The sequence below is a fragment of the Flavobacterium sp. genome (assembly GCF_046153165.1).
In the GTDB taxonomy this organism is placed as follows: Bacteria; Bacteroidota; Bacteroidia; order Flavobacteriales; family Flavobacteriaceae; genus Flavobacterium.
The window spans coordinates 60,640-80,381 of the sequence record NZ_JBJXEN010000096.1; the positions used below are offsets into that span (position 1 = coordinate 60,640).

Genomic DNA, 19,742 nt, shown 5'->3' on the forward strand with positions numbered 1-19,742 from the left:
TTTATATTTTATGAGATTACTTCTTGATTTATGAGACTTGATTTTGAATACTTTTGTGGAGTTTTTTTTACTTTAACTTTTATATATTTTTCGATAGTTAATCTTGCCATCAGATAACTTACTGTCGATTCTGCTCCTTGGTTTAAATTGATATAAGTATCTTCTAAACCATCATAACAACCACCTGTACAAGGGTTATATATAATTTGATTTAAATGGTTTTTACCTAAAAACCAACTAAAAGCTATTTCCATTTTTTGCAAATAATCTTCTTCATGAAAAGCATCATAAAATTTACTTAATGCTATTATTGAATATGACACATCTATAGGCTGTTCCCCTCCTATTATTTCCTGATGCAATTCGTTATTATTATGTAGCCAACCTTTATTAGAAACTACTTTTATAACATTATTTTTGAATATTTTAGATAATAAAAAATCGAATGAAGTTTTAGCAATTTCTTTGTAAACCTGATTATTAGTAGCTAAAAAAGCACACAGCATTGCTTCAGGCAAAATGCTGTTTCCGTAGGTTAAATAACTTTCAAACCAATGCCAATTTTCATCATTTTCGTGCTTGTACATTTGGACTAATTTATCAGCTAAATGCTTTAAAATATTTATATTATCTTCAGAGTAATTTTTAATATTATTATAATAAATTCCTTTTATTATAAATGCCATAGCTCGTGGCGAATGAATTTTGCAAACATTACCCAATGATAATTGCAATGTTTTTTTAGCATTATCAGCCAGTTCAGTTGGCAATAAATCACTTATTGAAACCAAATATCCTAATGCCCAAATGGCTCTTCCGTTAGAATCGGCAAGATTTTCAGAGTTTTGTTTTGTAAATTTTTTATTCTCATCTACATAATTCAAAAAATAGCCTTCTGGTTGCAAGCAGAATCTAATAAAATTGAAAAATTTATTAATATATACTAAATCATTCTCATCATTTTTTAGTTCGAAATGTTGACACATGGCAACTAATGCACGCGCATTATCATCAAGTGTATAACCAGAATTAATATCAGGCTGATTGATTATAGAAAACTGAATCATTCCAAATTTTGTTGTTAAATTTTTAAAATGATTTAGATTTATTTCTGGAATTTTATAATGTAATTCGATATTTTTATTACTAATATTTTCGAATAATAGCGCATGAGCAATTGCTGAATTTTCCCAAGCAGTTGGTGCTAATTTGTGGATTCCGTTTGATGAAATTTCTTTTCTAAGTTGCTCATCATCTAGCAAATGACTAACTTGTTCTGCTAATTGTTTCGGATTTTCGAAATCGATAATTATACCTGTTCCGTTTTCCAAAACTTCGACAGCATGCGGAATGGGTGTCGAAATAATTGGACAACCGCAACTAATTGCATACGAAAAAGTTCCAGAAACTGCCTGATTTCTATCTTTAGATGTAAATAAATAAATGTCTGTTAATTGTAAGTATTCAAGTAATTCATCTAATGGCAAATATTGATTGATAAACTTCACATTTTTATTCAATTGTAAAGCGGTAATTCTTGCTTCAAGATTTTCGCGATATTTTTCTCCTTCATTTTTTACAACAGTTGGATGCGTTTTTCCTATTACTAAGAACAATACATCTGGATGCTTCTTTACTATTGTTCGTAAAGCATTTATAGAAGTTTCTATACATTTTCCTGAGCTTAACAAACCAAAAGTTGAAATTATTTTTCTTCCAGCAACACCATATTTTTCTTTCAAAACATCTTTATTTGAATGTTCTACTAAATGTGTTCCATGAGGAATTACTGAAATTTTATCCTGATCAATCTGGTAATCTTCAACTAATATTTTTGATGAAGCTTTTGTCATTACAATAAACGAATTAGTGCAATTGTCTATCTCCTGCACCATTTTTTGTATTGTTAAATTAGGATTAGGCAAAACAGTATGAAAAACAACAACGATAGGCTTTTTTAATGATTTTAAAAATTGAATAAAATCCTCTTCATTTGTTCTAAACAATCCAAATTCATGTTGAATTAGAACCATCGAAATACTTTTATTTTCATTAATGTCTTCAGCTAATTGCAGATATGAATTTTGTTTATCAGTTTCTAAAATATACTTTACTTCGTTCGAATAATTGTGCTTTTCGAATTCAGATTCTAAAGCACAAATTTTGATACTAAAAGATCTTTGGAATTTGTTATTTAATGCCTTAATTAAATCTTCGGAATAAGTAGCAATGCCACATTCGCGAGGCGGATATGATGTAATAAATAAAATTTCAGACAACTTATCTTCATTTTTCTGAATATTAGATTTGAAATGATTATTACTTTTAGATTGTATCTTTTTTGAAAATTCATTTCTTTTGGTATTTGTTACTTTAGTTTCCATTTTCCTTTTTATTAAGCATTAATTCTGATAACAATTCTGGTAAAGAGACAGATGCACAAGCAATTCTCTCATCGGCAGCTCCGTAATAAATATATAATTTATCATCAAAAACGACTGCTCCTGTTGGAAAGCATACGTTGTTTACTTCTCCTTTCAATTCCCAAACATATTCGGGTTTAAATAAAGGATAAGGTAATCGGGCAATTTCTTTTTGAGGATTTTCTAAATCTAAAAGTGCAGCACAAGCAGAATAAACATAACCATTTAAACTATCTTTCACTCCGTGATATATTAATAACCATCCAAATTCTGTTTCAATTGGAGGACAACCACCTCCTAAGTAACTTATCTCATGGTCATATTTTGGAGAAAGCAATACAAACTCATTAAAATGAAGAAAGTAATTTTGCCAAAAAGAAAGTGTTAAATCTTCTAATTTATCAATAGCCACCACGATTTGAATTTCAGGGCGAATACGGTGCATAAAATAAAGTTTATTGTTTATTTTTCTTGGAAAAAAAATTACGTTTTTATCCCAAACAAGCATTTCTATTCCATCTTTTTCTAATATTCCATTGTGTTGATTGTATCTAAAATATTTTGAATCCATTGAAGGATTTGTGTTAGACAACTTATTAAATTCTTCATAAGTTATTTGCGGAACTATAATACCTCTTTTTTCAAAATGTACTAAATCTGTAGAAGTTGCCAAACAACCTAATGCATTTACTCCATCAAAAGCAGTATAAGTTAAATAATATAGTTCTTCAATTTTTACTATTCGTGGATCTTCAATGCCATGTGATTCATAATCAAATTCAGGAACTAAAATAGGTTTGTAATGACGGTCTTCTATTTGAAGTGGACCTTTTAATTTGCAATAACCAATACTAGAATGATTTCCTTTATGTACTGCTCGGTAAAATAAATGAACAAAATCACCTTCTTTAATAGCAGCTGGGTTGAGTACGCCTTCATTTTCAAAATCTAATGTTGTTTTTTCTAAAATAACTCCTTCTTTTTTAACATTTAACATAGCTAATCATTTAAAAATTAATTACTTGTAAATAATTATAAAGATCATTTTAATAACATTAAAAAAGTTATAGAACTATATCAATAATTTATAATATTCCTAGGTTTTAATAATTATTCGAAAAAAAAGTTTACTAATTTAAAGGCAAAAAAAATGGCAATCATTTCTAATTGCCATTTTTTATTTGAACTAATAATTATTACTTATTCTTTAGCTTCTTGGTTTTCTCTACTTTTTGCTCCTATTCTGTTTACTTTAAACATAGGGGCTAATTTTACTTTAATAACAGCAATTTTTCTATTATCCTCAGAAGATAGACCTTCTTTTTCAACAGTATTTTTTCTACTATCTAATGCTTCATACATTAACTTAATTTCATCATAATCTTCTCTAGTAAAATCAGATTTATTGTCTTTATAAGATTGGAAAAAATTCTCATAAGTTTTAAGAATATTATCTTTATTTACCCAAGCAAAGCTCATGTCATTACCTATTTTTCCTGCTCCAAATAATCTATCTCTTAAAGTTTGTGATGGATTTGGTTTTACTGTTGTAACAACATCTTCCTTTGTAGCTGGTTCTGTCTTATTTAATGCAATAACTCTATACTCATCATATTTAGCATTAGAAGCATCTAATTTTTCTTGAGATTTTGTTTTTGAATCTTGATCAAGACTTGTCAATGCATCTTTTGCGTTTGCATTTTTAGTTTCAAAATCTTCAGAAATTTTACCCCAATTTGCTTCTCTATCTTCAGCAGATACAATTTTTAAAGAATCTACATAACTTTCTAATTCGCTAATTCGTTTATCAGCCATTTCTTTTTCTTTATTTTTACAAGAAACCATTCCTAATAGAATCATTGAAAATAATCCAAATTTTAATACACTTTTTTTCATAATAATTAAGTTTAAATATATATTTAATTAAGTTTAAATATTTAATGTAAATCTACCCTCTTAAGGAACCCAAAATGTTATATAATTCATTATTTTAGTTATATAATTATGATGATGCAAAAAAAAAATGACTGTCAAAAATTGACAGCCATTTTAACCAAAAACAAAACTAATTCTAACTCTTATTTTTAATAATTTGTTTTCAATTCTACTCTACGATTTTTAGCTTTACCTAGTGTAGTTTTGTTGCTAGCAACTGGTTTAGTTTCTCCAAAACCAATACCTGTTAATCTTGTGTCGGCACTTCCTTTTCCAATTAAATATTGTTTTACAGAATCGGAACGTTTTTGAGATAAAGTCATATTAAAATCATCTGCACCAACACTGTCAGTATGTCCTTCAATAGTTAAACTAGCTCCTTCATATTTGTATAATATTTTTGCTAATTCATCTAATTGTGATAATGAAGCTACTTTAAGTTTATCAGAATTATTTTCGAAGAAAATTTTACTTCCAATATAAGTTATTCTTACAATATCAGCTTTTGCAATTTCGGGACAACCTTTATTTGCTAAGGTTCCTTTTGTTTTAGGACATAAATCATCCATGTCTGCAACTCCATCTCCATCACTATCTGGACAGCCTTTTAGAGCAATAATACCAGCTACGTTTGGACAACGATCCATGTCATCCATAACTCCGTCATTATCGCTATCCATTGGACAACCGTTTGCATCAACTCTAGTTCCAGATTTTGTATTGGCACATTTGTCATCAATATCTGCAACTCCATCATTATCCGCATCTGGACAACCTTTTAGAGAGACTTTCCCTGCTTGGTTAGGACATCTATCATTAATATCTGCAACTCCATCCGCATCTGCATCCGGACAACCGTTCAGTGCTTGTGGTCCTGATTGTTCTGGACAATTGTCTAAATAATCATAAACACCATCGTTGTCTTTATCTAAAGGACAACCTTTTTTATCGACTACTACTCCAGCTGGAGTTTCTGGGCAATTATCTTTTTTGTCAGAAACACCATCATTATCAGAATCTTTTGAACTTCCAAGATTGAAAGTTAATCCAACCATGTGTGATAAGTAAGAGTCTTTATCTTTGAATTTAGTAGTTCCATTGTCTACTCCATCACGTCTGTCTTTGTTAGAAAACATAAATGTTTCTTGTAGATTCAGCATTATTACTGGCGACAATCTAAAATTAATACCCGCTCCGGCAGATGGTAAAATATAATCGTATTTTTCTTGATGAAAATTGAGCTGATTATCAAACAAAATAGCTCCAACTCCAGCAAAAGCATAAGGTCTTATTATATATTCTGGTGCAACCATATTGAAACGTAGATTTATCGAAGCTGCGTTAAAATCTGATTTAAAACCTGCCGTTGTTCCGTTATTATACCCAATTGTTCCTTTAGATAATAATAAATTAGCATCAAATAATTTGCCTAAATACCTAGATACGGATATTCCTCCAAAAGCATACATGGTACTATTGGTTTTGTACCAATCTCTCCCTAAATCTCCGTTGTATTGAGTAACACCACTGTGCAGACCAATATTCCATTTTTTATCTTCTGTTTGTGAATTTGATGTAAATGTAAATCCGATACATATACATAGAAATAGTAATTTTTTCATCTTGTTTATATTATAATTGTTCGGGACAAAGTTCAGTCAGACATCGTCACTTTATGTTATAGAACTATTTTTAAAAGTTGTAATATTCACACAAATAGAAAACTAATGTCTATTTTACTTTATAAAACCTTCTTTCTTCATTTGTTTGTAACCGACTTTGGCAATTTCCTCGGTCATATTTTTCAGCTCATCTGGATTTGTGGTTTCAGTTAATGCTTAAATAATTTTATAAATCATATAAAACCAGATTGCGTTTTCTTGAAGCTTTATTTATGTAAATTATATAATAATTTGAATTAGTTATATAACAATTTTACACATAAAGTGATTAACCTTTGGTATTTTACAATTATTTGAACCAAAAAGATGAAACATTTAGTAGATAAAACATTTACCAAAAACAAAATACAACTCATAAAAAGTGGTAAATCCTATTTTGATTTACTAATAAAACTTATAATACAAGCTACCGAAAGCATACACATACAAACTTATATTTTTGATGATGATGAAACAGGGAATTTAATTGTAGATGCACTAAAAATTGCAGCTGCTAAAAAAGTCAAAATCTATGTATTAGTTGATGGATATGCCTCTAGAAATCTATCATCTATTTTCATTAAAAACTTAAAAAAGCAAAATATCCATTTTCACTTTTTTGAACCATTTTTTAAAAATAATAATTTTTATTTTGGACGAAGACTACATCATAAAATGATAGTAATTGATACAAAATATGCTATTGTGGGTGGAATCAATATTGCGGATCGATACAACGATTTACCCATGATAAATGCTTGGTTAGATTATGCAGTATTTCTAGAAGGTCCAATCGCAAAAGAACTTTATGTGTTGTGTTTGAAAACTTGGAATGGTTTTAAAGTTAAACGAAATTTAAAACCATCCGAAGAGGAAAATATAACATTTGAATTTAAAGAAAATGAAAATTCATTATGCAAAATTAGTCGAAATGATTGGGTAAGAACAAAAAATGAAATATCGGCCACTTATAAAGAAATATTTGAAAATGCAGAGCAACAAATTACAATTATGTGTAGTTATTTTATTGCTGGTAGAACTATAAGAAAGCAATTGCGATATGCAATAAAAAAAGGAGTAAAAGTTAGATTAATATTAGCCAGCCAATCTGATGTGAAAATTGCTAAGTCGGCAGAGCGATGGATGTACGATTGGTTGCTCAGAGAAAATATTGAAATCTATGAATATCAATCGACTGTTTTACATGCAAAAATGTGTGTGGCCGATGAAAGTTTTGTAACCATTGGTTCCTTCAATATTAATGACATAAGTGCTTATGCGAGTATTGAATTAAATATCGATATTGATGATAGTGCATTTGCCAAAAAAGTTACACAAACTTTAGATAAAATTATCAGAGAAGATTGCATCCATATAACTGCAGCAATTCATCACAAAACAAATACTATTTTTAAACAGTTATATCATTGGACTTGTTATAAAATTTTTAGAATACTATTTTTCTTATTTACTTTTTATTTCAAACAACGAGAATAAATTCAGTTTCCTTTCATTCTTTCAAAAAGTGACTCGAATGTTTTTTTATTCCAACCTACAAACCTGCCACGTTGCACTACTAGTGTGTTGTCATAAGGTTCTTGCAAAAAATAATGAAACACAAATTTCCCTTTTGGATTTTCCCAACCTTTCATTTGTCCAAACCGCAAATCATTAAAAACAAGTGTATCATTCCATTTTTCTATGGTATAAAAGTTTTGAGAAAATCGTTTTAATTTATATAAATTTTCTTTATTTTCTATAGTTTCCAGCAAATCATTGTTACGGGTAAAATAAGTAAAATCGACTGTTTTTTTGGTGTCAAAAACGGATTTATAACCAACGTAAAATCCTTCTTTATTTCCCGCAACTACATACCATAAGCTATTTTGAAAAGGTGCTGGTGTTGTAAAATATTGAGTATAATTGATATTTTGTTCTTGTAATGATTGTTTTACATCAGCATCAATTTTAATTTTTATGGCAATACAAATCATCAAATAAATAGTTGTAAAACCCAGCCCAAGTCTCCATATTTTTTTTCGGTAAATAGTATTTTTTCTAAAATAAATAAATGCCAAACAAGCCAAACCAGACCATATAGAAAATAATGGATCCGCCACATAAATCATATTGAACGAAAATCTTTTGTGACTAAATGGTTCTAGCCAACCCACACCATAATTATTGAATGCGTCTAAAAAAATATGCCCAAAAATAACTGCCCCAAAAAATAGCATCCAATGTTTTAAACTTATATTATGTGGTCTGTGCCAATATTCTGCAACCAAGGCAAATAGTGGTGTAATGATGAGGCAAAATAAAAATGAATGTGTAAATCCGCGATGAGCGAGTAAGTTTGAAGAAGTATCCATCCAAAAAGATGCTATAAAATCTATATCAGGAATACTTTGTGCCAGTGCTCCCCACAACATAGCTTTCTTGCCAAGCGTTTTACCTGCAAATGCTTCGCCCATACAAGCTCCTAATGCTATGTGTGTGATTGAGTCCATTGTGTTTTATGTAATTGCTTTCAATAAATCATCTAAACTCAATAAATGAACCTGACCAATTCGAGTTTGAGTTAGAATTGTGTATGCTTTTTTCATTTTTGATAGTTTATAATCACATCGTTTTTTCTGTCGCTGTTGGAATTTCCACTTTAGCAATAGCAGTTGGCGGAATTATTCCTGAATGCATTTTGGCGTAAGCCGCAGTAAATTCGGCACCAAAAAAGAGAATCATTGACGAATACGAAACCCAAAGCAATATCAATATAATAGAACCCGCAGCACCATAAACCGATTCTGGCTCTGCTTTTCCGAAATAATAAGCTAAACTCATTTTACCAAGTGTAAACAAAATTCCCGTAACCAAAGAACCCAACCAAACGTGTTTCCATTCGATTTTTGCATCTGGTAAAATCTTGAAAATCAAAGCAAAAAGTGCAGAGATTACTAAAAGTGAAATAATAAAATTTAGTATTCCATAAATGGTCATAATAAATTGTGAACTTTCAAATTGTATGTAATTGCTAATGGCAACCAATGCTGTTGAGATTACCAACGAGATTGTCAACAAAAATGCAATAGCTAAGATTAACCCAAATGAAAATAATCGGGCTTTTAAGATAAGCCAAATGCCACTTTGTGGTTTTACTTTTACATTCCAAATCACGTTTAATGTTTTTTGAAGCTCTACAAAAACGCCTGTTGCCCCAACTAACAAAATTGTTATTCCAACTATTGAACCCCAAGTTGTCGATTTCTCAGTAGTCGATTTTAATAATACATCTTGAATTTGCAAAGCCGTTTCTGAACCAATTGTTTCAGATATTTGTGCTATTAAGTTTTGATTTACCACATCTCGATCAAAAAAATAGCCCGCAATAGCGATAACTAACACCAATAATCCTGGAATACTAAATATTGCATAATAAGCAATAATGGCACTTTGTCTGAATGGATCTTTGTCATACCATTCAGAAAAAGTAGTTTTAAAAAGTTTTCCCAAATTTTTTAATTTAAATGGTATCATTTTTTAGTTTTTACTATTTTTTTAAATTTCTCAACAAATACGCTTTCTTTTTTTGGAATTTGAATTTCTCCAATCAAAAAACCATAAGGCTTCAAAGGCTCAATATGGTCACAAATAATTTTGAACATTGCTGTAATCGGAATAGCCAGAATAATTCCTGGAATTCCCCAAATTAATTCCCCAAGTACTAATGCAATAATGGTAAATAATGAATTAATTTTTACTTGTGGCCCTAATATTAATGGCTCAAGAACCCAACCTTGAATAAGTTGTACGATGCCATAAACGATAACAATACCTCCCAATAACTCAAAATTAGCTCCATGGATAGCAGCCACCAAAACTGTTAACGTTGTTCCTGTAATATTACCTATAAATGGAACAATTTCTAATAATCCGCAAAGAATAGCAAAGAAAATAGCATTTTGCACACCTAGAACACTAAAACCTATGCCATACATAATCCACAAAAGAAAAATCATTTTAGAAAGTCCAAAAAGATATTGTTGCGAAACCGAAGTTACTTTTTGAATAATTTCTTGCATTTCTGCTTGTTGTGATTTTGCTGTAAGTTTTATTAAAAAAGTTTTAATGTGATTGCGATAGTATAATAAAAAAACAAAATAGACTAGCAACAAAATAAAACTAGATAAAAAACTAGTTATAGATCCAATCATAATTTGTACCATACTAGCATATGATGGTTGTTCGTTTTTTAAAATTTTATATTGTTCTTCTATAGATAAATTGAGAGTATTAAAAATATACTTCTGAATTTGAGTTACTGTTTCAATACTTTTTTGTTTTAACACAGCAATGTCATTTATAAGCTCAGAAATCTTATATCCTAAAAGCGAAATTAGCACAAAAACTAAAAGTAGTAATCCTAAAAGGCAAACAAAAACGGCAATTCCTTTTGGTAATTTCTTTTTTTCTAACCAATTGCAAAAAGGTAAAAATAATGTGGCTAAAATCCCTCCTATACATAATGGAATAAGGAACTCTTTGGCAAAAAATAACCCTGAAAATATCAAAAAAAGAACTAAAAGTTTTTTTATAACCGATGCTAATGATGTTGTCATTGTTTAAATTGTTTTAAAATTGCGTTTCCATAATTTTACCAATTCATACCATAAAACTGAAATACTTCCTACTCCAATTGCAATGAGTAATTGGTTACTATTTAGATATTCGAAATAAAAGAATTCTGTTAAAGGTTTTACATAAAGTAGTAATCCGGTAATAATAATTGTGATTCCAATAATTATAGAGACTAAATTATTTTTATACCTCAAAGTAGTAAAAATTGAATAATAAAAAGATCTGTTGACCAAAGTTAAAAAGATATTAGCAGTTACTAAAACAACAAAAACCATTGTTCTAGTCGTTTCTTCATTAAACTGATTGATAACAGCATATTGATAAATGAATAAAGATCCAACAGTAATCATTAATCCTTGAAAAATACTAGTTGATAATTCCTTCCAATTGAAAAAAGTTGTTGTAAATGGTCTAGGTTTTTGAGACATCGTATTCTTTTCCATAGGCTCATTCTCGTAAACAATTGAACAAGTTGGCCCCATAACTAATTCTAAAAATATAATATGTATTGGCGAAAAAATATTGGGATATATCCAGCCCAAAGCTAATGGAATAAATACTGTAAGAATTATAGGAATATGAATAGATATAATAAACTGAATCGCTTTTTTTAGGTTAGAATATATTTTACGCCCCATCGCTATTGCATTTACCATTTTAGCTAAATCATCATTTACTAAGATTAATGATGCTGCTTCTTTAGCAATTTCAGTTCCTTTTTTACCCATTGCAATACCTATATGTGCAGATTTGAGCGCTGGTCCATCATTTACTCCATCTCCAGTCATGGCTACAATTTCTTTATTTTCCTTAAGTGCATTAATTATTTTGAGCTTAGCTTCAGGAAACATTCTAGTAAATAAGTTCGTATCTAAAACTCGTTTCTTTAAATCTCTTTTTGATAATTTCATCAGTTCATCTCCCGAAATACTTTTATCATATCCAATAAATCCTATTTGTTTAGCGATAGATGAAGTAGTTTCGGCATTATCGCCTGTAATTATTTTTACTGAGATTCCTGCTTTATAAAAATTTTGTAAAACGAGATGAATATTCTTTTTTGGTGGATCATAAAATGCTAACAATCCTTTGAACTCAAATTTAAATTCTTGTTGTGTTTTGGGATAATTTTTACCTTTAAAAATAGCTTCCCCAACTGCTAAAATACGGTAGCCTTCTTCAGACAATTTTTTTATAGCAGCTAAAATTTGTTTTTTATCAGATTCAGAAAGTTTAGCAATTGCTAAAATGGCTTCTGCCCCACCTTTTGTAGCAATAATTTGGTTACCTGATTTATTTTCGAAAATATGTGTCATCATTGGTGGTTTACCTGACAACGGATATTCATGAATCATTTTATATTGAGAACGTTCATCTTTTGTTATCTTTTTTGAATATATTTCATGTAAAGCCACTTCCATAGGATCAAATGGTATAGGTTCACTTGCCCACATTCCCATCGTGATTAGTTCTACTTCATCATCAGATAAATCTTCCTCTAAATTGGTTATTTTGTTTGATTTCAGTGTGAAAACTTCTGCCAAACTCATCGTGTTTTCGGTTATTGTACCTGTTTTATCAATACAAATAACTGTAGCGCTTCCTAATGTTTCTACAGTTTTCATTTGTTTTACAATAATGCCTTTTTTCATCATTCTCCAAGCTCCAAGAGCCATGAATGTAGTAAATGCAATAGGAATTTCTTCGGGTAAAATACTCATTGCTAGTGTTAATGCTTTAAGTAAACTATCAAAAATATTATATGAATGAAAATAATTTAAAATCCAAACTATCACAAAAACTATGGCACCTGCAATTGCCATTTTCTTAACAAAATTACCAATCTGAATTTCTAAGGGTGTTTTTTCTTCAGCAATTCCTTCAAGACTTTTACCAATTTTACCTAATTTGGTTTCGATACCAATCGCTGTTACAGTTGCAATTGATAATCCACTTGCAACGGTTGTTCCTTGAAAAATAAAATTGTCTTTTGTTGTTTTATCTTTAGAAACCGATAGTGATTCGCCAGTAAGTATGGCTTCATTTACAGAAAAATCATTTGAATGTATAATTATCCCATCGGCTGAAATTAAAGTACCTTCCTCAACTAACAAACTATCTCCTATAACTAATTCTTCGGTTTTTATCTCGATTGTTTTTCCTTCTCTTATCACTTTGCAATTGGGTTTTGTAAAGTTTTTAAGTTTTTCTAAAGCGTTACGGCTTCTAGAATTTTGATAAGAAGAAATTAGAGAAATGAGTACAATTGCTGAAGCCAAAAAAATACCATCAGATATTTTTCCGCTAAAGAAATATATCGTTGATGCGACAAATAACAAAATAATCATTGGTTCTTTTATGAACTTTAGAATCGATTTTAAGAAGTGATTTTCTTCTTTAAAATTAACTGTATTTTGCCCATTTTTTTTTCTAGAAAGAATAACTTCTTTATTTGATAAACCCTTGATATTGAAACTAATTTCTGACATAATTTGACTATTTTACAAAATTAGGCTTGAAAAGAAGAAAAAATATTATAAAATTTTTATAAAAAGTTATAATATTCCTATTTTTAATATAAGAATAAAAACTACTGTTCTAGAAGTTGTTTTGCCATATACCAGAATAACCTTGAGGCATGTGTTGGTTTATCAATAAGTTCTGAAAGAGTTATAAAATTATTTGTAAATAGTAATTTATCGATATTTACATTGTCTTTTGTACTTAGTTTGTGATATGCCATTGACCAGTTCGGAAAAATACGTTCGTCTTTTTCCGATTCTGTTAAAAGTATTACATTAAAGTGTCGCTCATCTTTTTTTATGTTAGCATAAAGAGCTTGTAGTATGGTTTTTTCTCCTTCAAGAATTTGTATGAATTCGTTGTTGTGAAACAAAAGACAACCTGTAATCTCATTTTTAGAATTAAAATCTCGAGAGGTTTCTAAAATTTTATCAATATCAGCAACATGAAGATTTGGACTTGCAACGGAACGATAAATTAACTCATACATTGTTTCTTATATTTAATTTCAATGTAAATATAAGCTACATTCTATCCATATACCAACTTAATTGTTTTTCTAATTTTTGGTATTTAAAAATGGTGCTTATTGCTTTTTGTAATCGTACAAATGCAGTTTCACTTTTTACAACATAATCAAATGCTTTGTGATGCATACAACTTATAGCAACATCAATCTTATCTTGGCTAGAGAGTATAATTACAGGAATTTCGGCATTAATCTTTTTTATTTTATCTAGCGTTTCTAGTCCATTCATTGCTGTTTTATCTATTCCATCAAGATGAAAATCTAATATGACAACATCTGGATTAATATCCAATTTTTTAATACATAATTCTCCAGTTGCAAAGGTTTCTATATCAAAATCACCATGGTCTAGAAATTGAATTTCAAGTGATTTTAAAAAAAGAGCATCATCATCTACTAGAAATATTTTTATTTTATTTTCGTTTTTCACTTTTTATATATTTAGATTATTAAGTTCTATTTCGAGTTCAGCACAAGCTTGTGTGCATACATTTTCGAGACGTAGTATTAACACATCTAGATCTTTTGTAAGTTCTAATTTGTGTGCATATTCGTGTATATTATGGGCAATTTCAGCAATTTCAGGACTCATTCCCATTATAGTAAATGATGGTATTATTTTGTGCATTGTTGCTTGTAGCAAATCCCAATCTTTATCTAAGAAACTTTTTTTCATAGTGCTTATAAGTGGAGGTGTTTGCTTTAAGTAAACGGTAATCATTTCGGTCATTAGTTTTGGGTTCGATTTCGTTAATTTTAGCAAATAACTCATGTCGACATATTTTACTTTTTCGGTTTTTATGTTTCCCTTTATTTTTTTCTCAATAATAAGAACTGGTTTTTTTATAATATTAATCAGTTTACTATACAATAATCGCTCATCAACTGGTTTCGAGATATAATCGTTCATTCCTACTTCTTTGCATTTTTCAACATCTATAGTGGTTACATCTGCAGTTAGTGCAATAATGGGTATATTAGATTTCATTGTTTTTCTAATGTATTCGGTAGCTTCAAAACCATTCATTTCGGGCATTTGTAAATCCATTAAGATAATGTCAAAATTTTTCTCTTTAAGTTTATCTACAGCAATTTTTCCGTTAGATGCAATTTCACACTCGAAACCAAAATCGTCTAACAATGTTTTCATGAGCAGTTGATTAAGTTCCATATCTTCGGCTACAAGAATTTTAATATTTTTCACATCCGAATTCAATTCTATAATTTCTGGCTCTAGAACTGCTTCGGCAGATGTTTTTTTAAAATCTAAAATAAAACTAAAAATAGATCCTTTATTTACTTCGCTCTCTACTTCTATTTTTCCTTTTTGTCCTTCTACTAATTGTTTTACAATGGCAAGACCTAAACCTGTTCCTCCAAACAATCTTGATGTTCCGCTAGTGGCTTGCTGAAAATTTTCGAAAACTTTTTCTATTTTGGTATTTTTTATTCCAATTCCTGTATCTGCTACCGAAAATTTAATGGTTACTTTATCTTCATTTTCAGACATTAAATTTATACTTACAGTGATTTCCCCTTTATTAGTAAATTTAATAGCATTACTTAATAAATTTAATATAATTTGATGCAAACGCACCGGATCTCCAACCAAAACTTCGGGAATATTCTTATCGTAATTTGTAATTAATTTTAAGTTTTTTTCTTGAATTTTAGTTTCAAAAAGATGCAACATCGCATTTATCGATAATTTGAGTTTAAATGGTGTTTTCTCGAAAATCATTTTTCCAGCATCGACTTTTGCTAAATCTAGAATATCATTAATTAATACGATTAATGCATCTCCGCTCATTTTTATGGCAGTTAAATATTCTTTTTGTTTTGCGGTAAGTTCGGTTTTGAGTACTACTTTTGTAAAACCAATAATAGCATTCATTGGCGTACGAATTTCGTGGCTCATATTCGATAAAAACTGTTGCTTAGATTTTACAGCTTCTTCTGCATGTTTTGTAGCAGCTTCGGCAGTAATTTTAGCATCTTCAGCAATACTTGTGGCAAGTTCTGCAAATATTTTAGCTTCTGTTAGTTCTTTTTCGAGTTGTTTTTGTTCTGTTATATCTCGTGCAACTACAACAGCTCCAATTACTAATCCTTCTTCAGATTTGTAAACAGATCCATTAAATAATACATCTGTTAATTTATGATCTTTAATTGTAAGTGGATAATCTGCTACAAATCCTTTAGAAAAAACTTCTTCATAACTTTCTTTTGCTTTAGCTGGATTCGTGAAATAATCGATGAAATTAGATCCTATTAAATCTTTTTTTGATACTCCAGTTACTCTAACTGTTGCCGCATTAGTATCGGTAATTTTACCCTCAGGGCTTATTGTAAATAATGGGTCACGACTGGCTTCAATAAGACTTAAGGAATATTGCGAAGCTAATTTTAAAGAATAACTGTAATCTTCCAGTTCTTTATTTTCGATAACTCGTTTTTCTTTTTCATCGTTTTGAAAAGCTAATTCCTTGTCAGCAATGACTAACTCATCCGCACGATCTTGTTTTTCTCCTGTTTGAAATAGCAATTCTTTGTTAGCAATCACTAACTCGTCTGCACGATCTTGTTTTTCTCCTGTTTGAAATAGTAATTCTTTGTTAGCAATCACTAATTCTGCGGCACGTTTCTCCTTTTCTTTATTTTGAAAAGCTAGTTCTTTATTAGCAATAACTAATTCTGCAGCACGTTTTTCTTTAATTTTATTTTGATATTCTAATTCTTTATTAGCAATTAATAACTCATTCGCCCGATTTTCTTTTTCTTGATTTTGAAAAGCCAATTCTTCGTTAGCAACCAATAATTCATTTGCGCGACTTTCTTTTTCTTGGTTTTGATATTCTAATTCCTTGTTAGCAACTAACAATTCGTTAGCTCGACTTTCTTTTTCGTTATTTTGATATTCTAATTCTTCGTTTGCAATGGCTAATTCTTGTGCTCTTTTTTCTTTTTCATCATTCTGAAAAGCTAATTTTTTATTAGCTTCTCTTAAGTCTAGTGCCCATTTTTGCTCGGCAATATCTCTTGCAACAATTACAACTCCTAAAACATTTCCAAAATCATCTTTGTAGATAGAACCGTTAAATAAGACATCTGTTAGTTTACCTTCTTTATGAAGAATGGTTAGTGGATAATCTGAAACTGAGCCAGTTTTAAAAACTTCTTTGTATATTTCTCGAGCTTTCTGATGTTCAGTAAAATAATCAAAAAAATCTGAACCAATTAATTTACTTTTTTCAATTCCTGTTATTCTAGCTGTAGCTTCATTAGTATCGGTAATTTTTCCTTCAGTATTTATGGTAATAAGTGGATCAAGGCTAGCTTCAATAAGGCTTAAAGAGTATTTTGATGACAAATTTTTAATCTCATTAAGTAATGCTAATTCTGCATTTCTTTTTTTATGATTATTAAAAATATAAAAAACAAGAATTGTAATTATTGATACAAATATGAACAATAATCCAAGCAACGTATCTGAATTATTGGTGATTTTTCCGCTATCTATTTTCCTTTGCTTGAGTAATACAATTTCTGCAGCATTTATTTCGGCAATTAGACTTCTAATACTGTCGGTAATTGTTTTTGAATTATCTAATTCGATACTTTTCTCATCTTCATTTAAAACAGACTTTCTTCGTAAATTAATCAGCCTTTTTGATACTTCTAGCTTTTTTTCTATCTGATTTCTTAAAAGCAAAATTCTAGCTTTTTGATTAAAATTATCTTTAGTTAATAATTCTAATGCTGATAAGTTTTTTTCTGACTTTGCAATTGCACTATTATATGGTTCAAGAAATTCTTCTTTTCCTGTTAATACGAATCCTCTTGTACCTGTTTCAACATCGACAACATCCAAAAGCACAACATTACTTTTAGAAAGAATTTCTTGTGTGTGTTGTAGTAAATGGTTAGCCAATTTTACCTCATAAGTATTGTAACAATAAATACCAAATAAAATTGCCAGTAAAACAACTGCCAGCGAATAAAAGGGTTTTGTATATTTTTCAGATAAAAATTTCATAATTTATATTTCTTCTATTGGACTTCGTCGTTTGTCTTTTAGTTTTTTAAAATGTGATGGCGATAGTCCAGTAATTTTCTTGAATTGGCTAGACAAATGTGCCACACTACTATAACCCATTTTCCAAGCGATTTCGGTAATGTTGTGCTCTCCGTAAATTATTAATTCCTTAATACGTTCTATTTTATGAGAGATAATAAAATGTTCTATTGTTGTGCCTTGCACTTCCGAGAATAAATTAGCAAGATAAGTGTAATTATGATCTAATTTTTCTGACAAATAATCAGAAAAATTAACCTTAATTGGTTCCTCGGTATGATGTACCATTTGGACAATTATATTCTTAATTTTCTCGATAAGAATGGCTTTTTTATCATCCATCAACTCAAATCCAGCATCAATTAATCCTGTTTTTAGTAATTGTCTTTTTTCTGGATTGATATTTTCCATGATTTCGATCACCCCAAGATCGACCATGATAAAATGCAATCCTAGCTTCTTGAGCTCTTCTCTCACTGCTAGTTTACAGCGATTGCTAACCATATATTTTATATATAATTTCAAAATAATCTCATTTAGTTTGTTTAATCAAATATGAGCTTATTTAGTCATCATTTGTTGTATAATAATAGAAATGTGTTATACAATTCCGATATTTTCGAGGGTATTTCTTCTTTTGTCTTTAAGTTGTTTAAAAAAACTTGGAGTAAGTCCTGTTACTTTTTTAAATTGACGAGATAAATGTGAAACGCTACTGTAATTAAGCATGTAAGAAATCTGAGTAAGGTTTAGTTCATCATATAACAGTAATTCTTTAACCCGTTCAATCTTGTGAGCAATAATAAACTGTTCTATAGTGATTCCTTTTACTTCTGAGAAAATTTTAGATATATGTGTGTAATCTTGACCTAATTTTTGACTTATATAATCAGAATAGTTCAATCTTGGTAGTTCATCTGTATAATGAACCATTTCTATAATTATATTTTTAATTTTTTCTATTAGAATAGATTTTTTATCATCCATTAATTCTAAACCTGATTTTAATAAAACAAGTTTAAGTTTTTCTCTTTTTTCTGGAGATAACTCTTCCATAATTTCAACTGATCCTAAGTTTAAAATAACGCAATTAAATCCAAGTTTTTTCAACTCTTCTTTAACCACCATTTTACAACGGATGCTAACCATATATTTAATATAAAGTTTCATTTATGATTTATATTTTGATATTTTAGCCAAAAACAAGCTTTGCAAGTTAGTCTTCGTAACCGCTTTTTATGATTGTCGAAATCATTTTGAACTGAACATTTGCATTAAAACAATGTTTGGCATGTGCAGGAATTATAATTCCTTGACCTAAAGTAAGTTTGTGTTTCTTTTCGTTGATTATAATTTCAGCGGTTCCGTCGATTATTTGAATATAATTATCAAATGGCGATGTCTTTTCAGCTAACTCTTCACCAGCATCAAACGATGAAGCAGTTATATTTCCTGTAGTTTTTTTTATAATTGTTTTACTTAAAACTGCATTTGGAATATATTGGATGATTTCTACAATAATGTGTGATTTTTCTTTCTCTATTTCTGGATAGTCCATTAGTCTTTTGAGAAGCATATTACTTTTTTAGTTCAAATCCCGCAATAAGCGATAGTATGAAAAAAGAATTTTCCCATACAAATATGATGCTTTAAATTGATTAAGTGTTAGATAATATTAAAAAAATGTTATATAATTCATAGTTCTGTCTAATTTATTTTTTGATTCTCCTAGGAGGAGCGTCTTTAGTCTACTATATTTTCTTAGCAAACCATCATAGTCAAAATCTACCCTATTCAAATTTATTGAGCCGAAACCATATTCAAGAGTGGTGCTAGTAGATTCAGTCATATGGCTTTTCTTTTGTGAACATATTATTCATGGTCAACATGTATCAGGATCTCTGCATCAGAATAATTTTTAACCAAATAGGGAAATATATCTGGAGTAAATATTTTTAAAA

15 protein-coding genes are annotated in these 19,742 nt (G+C 29.4%); 1 reads left to right on the forward strand and 14 read right to left on the reverse strand.

Going from position 1 to position 19,742, the window contains the following annotated elements:
- Positions 1-8 precede the first annotated feature (8 nt).
- The 4 genes from ACKVOV_RS11325 to ACKVOV_RS11340 form a co-directional block, all read right to left on the reverse strand.
- Entirely contained in the window at positions 9-2,384 is a 2,376-nt protein-coding gene (locus ACKVOV_RS11325) for a glycosyltransferase (RefSeq protein WP_409206865.1), read from the reverse strand.
- Positions 2,374-3,420 (reverse strand): pesticidal protein Cry7Aa, encoded by a 1,047-nt coding sequence (locus tag ACKVOV_RS11330; RefSeq protein ID WP_409206866.1) that lies wholly within the window; start codon positions 3,418-3,420, stop codon positions 2,374-2,376. The genes ACKVOV_RS11325 and ACKVOV_RS11330 overlap by 11 nt, the downstream gene beginning before the upstream one ends.
- Positions 3,421-3,623: 203 nt before the next feature.
- Positions 3,624-4,319 (reverse strand): hypothetical protein, encoded by a 696-nt coding sequence (locus ACKVOV_RS11335; RefSeq protein ID WP_409206867.1) that lies wholly within the window; start codon positions 4,317-4,319, stop codon positions 3,624-3,626.
- A gap of 188 nt (positions 4,320-4,507) precedes the next feature.
- Positions 4,508-5,980: a thrombospondin type 3 repeat-containing protein gene (locus ACKVOV_RS11340; RefSeq protein ID WP_409206868.1), complete on the reverse strand. Its 1,473-nt coding sequence runs from the start codon at positions 5,978-5,980 to the stop codon at positions 4,508-4,510.
- Positions 5,981-6,346: 366 nt separating this feature from the next.
- Here ACKVOV_RS11340 and ACKVOV_RS11345 point away from each other — a divergent pair, with 366 nt between their 5' ends.
- Complete coding sequence (locus ACKVOV_RS11345) at positions 6,347-7,516, forward strand: phospholipase D-like domain-containing protein (RefSeq protein ID WP_409206869.1); 1,170 nt, start codon at positions 6,347-6,349, stop codon at positions 7,514-7,516.
- A 2-nt stretch (positions 7,517-7,518) separates the two neighbouring features.
- Here the strand turns inward: ACKVOV_RS11345 and ACKVOV_RS11350 are convergent, their stop codons facing one another.
- From ACKVOV_RS11350 to ACKVOV_RS11395, 10 genes are all read right to left on the reverse strand, one after another.
- Positions 7,519-8,529: a metal-dependent hydrolase gene (locus ACKVOV_RS11350; RefSeq protein ID WP_409206870.1), complete on the reverse strand. Its 1,011-nt coding sequence runs from the start codon at positions 8,527-8,529 to the stop codon at positions 7,519-7,521.
- Between the two features lie 112 nt (positions 8,530-8,641).
- On the reverse strand, positions 8,642-9,553 hold the full coding sequence (locus ACKVOV_RS11355; RefSeq protein ID WP_409206871.1) for a YihY/virulence factor BrkB family protein: 912 nt from the start codon (positions 9,551-9,553) through the stop codon (positions 8,642-8,644).
- Positions 9,550-10,635, reverse strand: coding sequence for an AI-2E family transporter (locus ACKVOV_RS11360; protein ID WP_409206872.1), 1,086 nt, complete (start codon positions 10,633-10,635; stop codon positions 9,550-9,552). Before ACKVOV_RS11360 ends, ACKVOV_RS11355 begins: the two co-directional genes overlap by 4 nt.
- A 3-nt stretch (positions 10,636-10,638) precedes the next feature.
- Positions 10,639-13,143: a cation-translocating P-type ATPase gene (locus tag ACKVOV_RS11365; RefSeq protein ID WP_409206873.1), complete on the reverse strand. Its 2,505-nt coding sequence runs from the start codon at positions 13,141-13,143 to the stop codon at positions 10,639-10,641.
- A 101-nt stretch (positions 13,144-13,244) separates the two neighbouring features.
- On the reverse strand, positions 13,245-13,667 hold the full coding sequence (locus ACKVOV_RS11370; RefSeq protein ID WP_409206874.1) for a BLUF domain-containing protein: 423 nt from the start codon (positions 13,665-13,667) through the stop codon (positions 13,245-13,247).
- 34 nt (positions 13,668-13,701) lie between these two features.
- Entirely contained in the window at positions 13,702-14,136 is a 435-nt protein-coding gene (locus ACKVOV_RS11375; protein ID WP_409206875.1) for a response regulator, read from the reverse strand.
- 3 nt (positions 14,137-14,139) lie between these two features.
- On the reverse strand, positions 14,140-17,742 hold the full coding sequence (locus tag ACKVOV_RS11380; RefSeq protein WP_409206876.1) for a CHASE3 domain-containing protein: 3,603 nt from the start codon (positions 17,740-17,742) through the stop codon (positions 14,140-14,142).
- 3 nt (positions 17,743-17,745) lie between these two features.
- Positions 17,746-18,285 carry a helix-turn-helix domain-containing protein gene (locus tag ACKVOV_RS11385; protein ID WP_409206900.1) on the reverse strand — a complete coding sequence of 180 codons (540 nt, stop codon included), beginning with the start codon at positions 18,283-18,285 and terminating at the stop codon, positions 17,746-17,748.
- Between the two features lie 96 nt (positions 18,286-18,381).
- Entirely contained in the window at positions 18,382-18,951 is a 570-nt protein-coding gene (locus ACKVOV_RS11390) for a helix-turn-helix domain-containing protein (protein WP_409206877.1), read from the reverse strand.
- A 46-nt stretch (positions 18,952-18,997) separates the two neighbouring features.
- On the reverse strand, positions 18,998-19,339 hold the full coding sequence (locus tag ACKVOV_RS11395; protein WP_409206878.1) for a cupin domain-containing protein: 342 nt from the start codon (positions 19,337-19,339) through the stop codon (positions 18,998-19,000).
- Positions 19,340-19,742 lie beyond the last annotated feature (403 nt).

Bases quoted from the DNA above. Each gene is read 5' to 3' on its own strand.
- ACKVOV_RS11385 (WP_409206900.1), bottom strand. From the start codon at position 18,285: ATGGTTAGCAATCGCTGTAAACTAGCAGTGAGAGAAGAGCTCAAGAAG.
- ACKVOV_RS11325 (WP_409206865.1), bottom strand. From the start codon at position 2,384: ATGGAAACTAAAGTAACAAATACCAAAAGAAATGAATTTTCAAAAAAG.
- ACKVOV_RS11380 (WP_409206876.1), bottom strand. From the start codon at position 17,742: ATGAAATTTTTATCTGAAAAATATACAAAACCCTTTTATTCGCTGGCA.
- ACKVOV_RS11390 (WP_409206877.1), bottom strand. From the start codon at position 18,951: ATGAAACTTTATATTAAATATATGGTTAGCATCCGTTGTAAAATGGTG.
- ACKVOV_RS11350 (WP_409206870.1), bottom strand. From the start codon at position 8,529: ATGGACTCAATCACACACATAGCATTAGGAGCTTGTATGGGCGAAGCA.
- ACKVOV_RS11340 (WP_409206868.1), bottom strand. From the start codon at position 5,980: ATGAAAAAATTACTATTTCTATGTATATGTATCGGATTTACATTTACA.
- ACKVOV_RS11335 (WP_409206867.1), bottom strand. From the start codon at position 4,319: ATGAAAAAAAGTGTATTAAAATTTGGATTATTTTCAATGATTCTATTA.
- ACKVOV_RS11360 (WP_409206872.1), bottom strand. From the start codon at position 10,635: ATGACAACATCATTAGCATCGGTTATAAAAAAACTTTTAGTTCTTTTT.
- ACKVOV_RS11395 (WP_409206878.1), bottom strand. From the start codon at position 19,339: ATGGACTATCCAGAAATAGAGAAAGAAAAATCACACATTATTGTAGAA.
- ACKVOV_RS11345 (WP_409206869.1), top strand. From the start codon at position 6,347: ATGAAACATTTAGTAGATAAAACATTTACCAAAAACAAAATACAACTC.
- ACKVOV_RS11330 (WP_409206866.1), bottom strand. From the start codon at position 3,420: ATGTTAAATGTTAAAAAAGAAGGAGTTATTTTAGAAAAAACAACATTA.
- ACKVOV_RS11370 (WP_409206874.1), bottom strand. From the start codon at position 13,667: ATGTATGAGTTAATTTATCGTTCCGTTGCAAGTCCAAATCTTCATGTT.
- ACKVOV_RS11365 (WP_409206873.1), bottom strand. From the start codon at position 13,143: ATGTCAGAAATTAGTTTCAATATCAAGGGTTTATCAAATAAAGAAGTT.
- ACKVOV_RS11355 (WP_409206871.1), bottom strand. From the start codon at position 9,553: ATGATACCATTTAAATTAAAAAATTTGGGAAAACTTTTTAAAACTACT.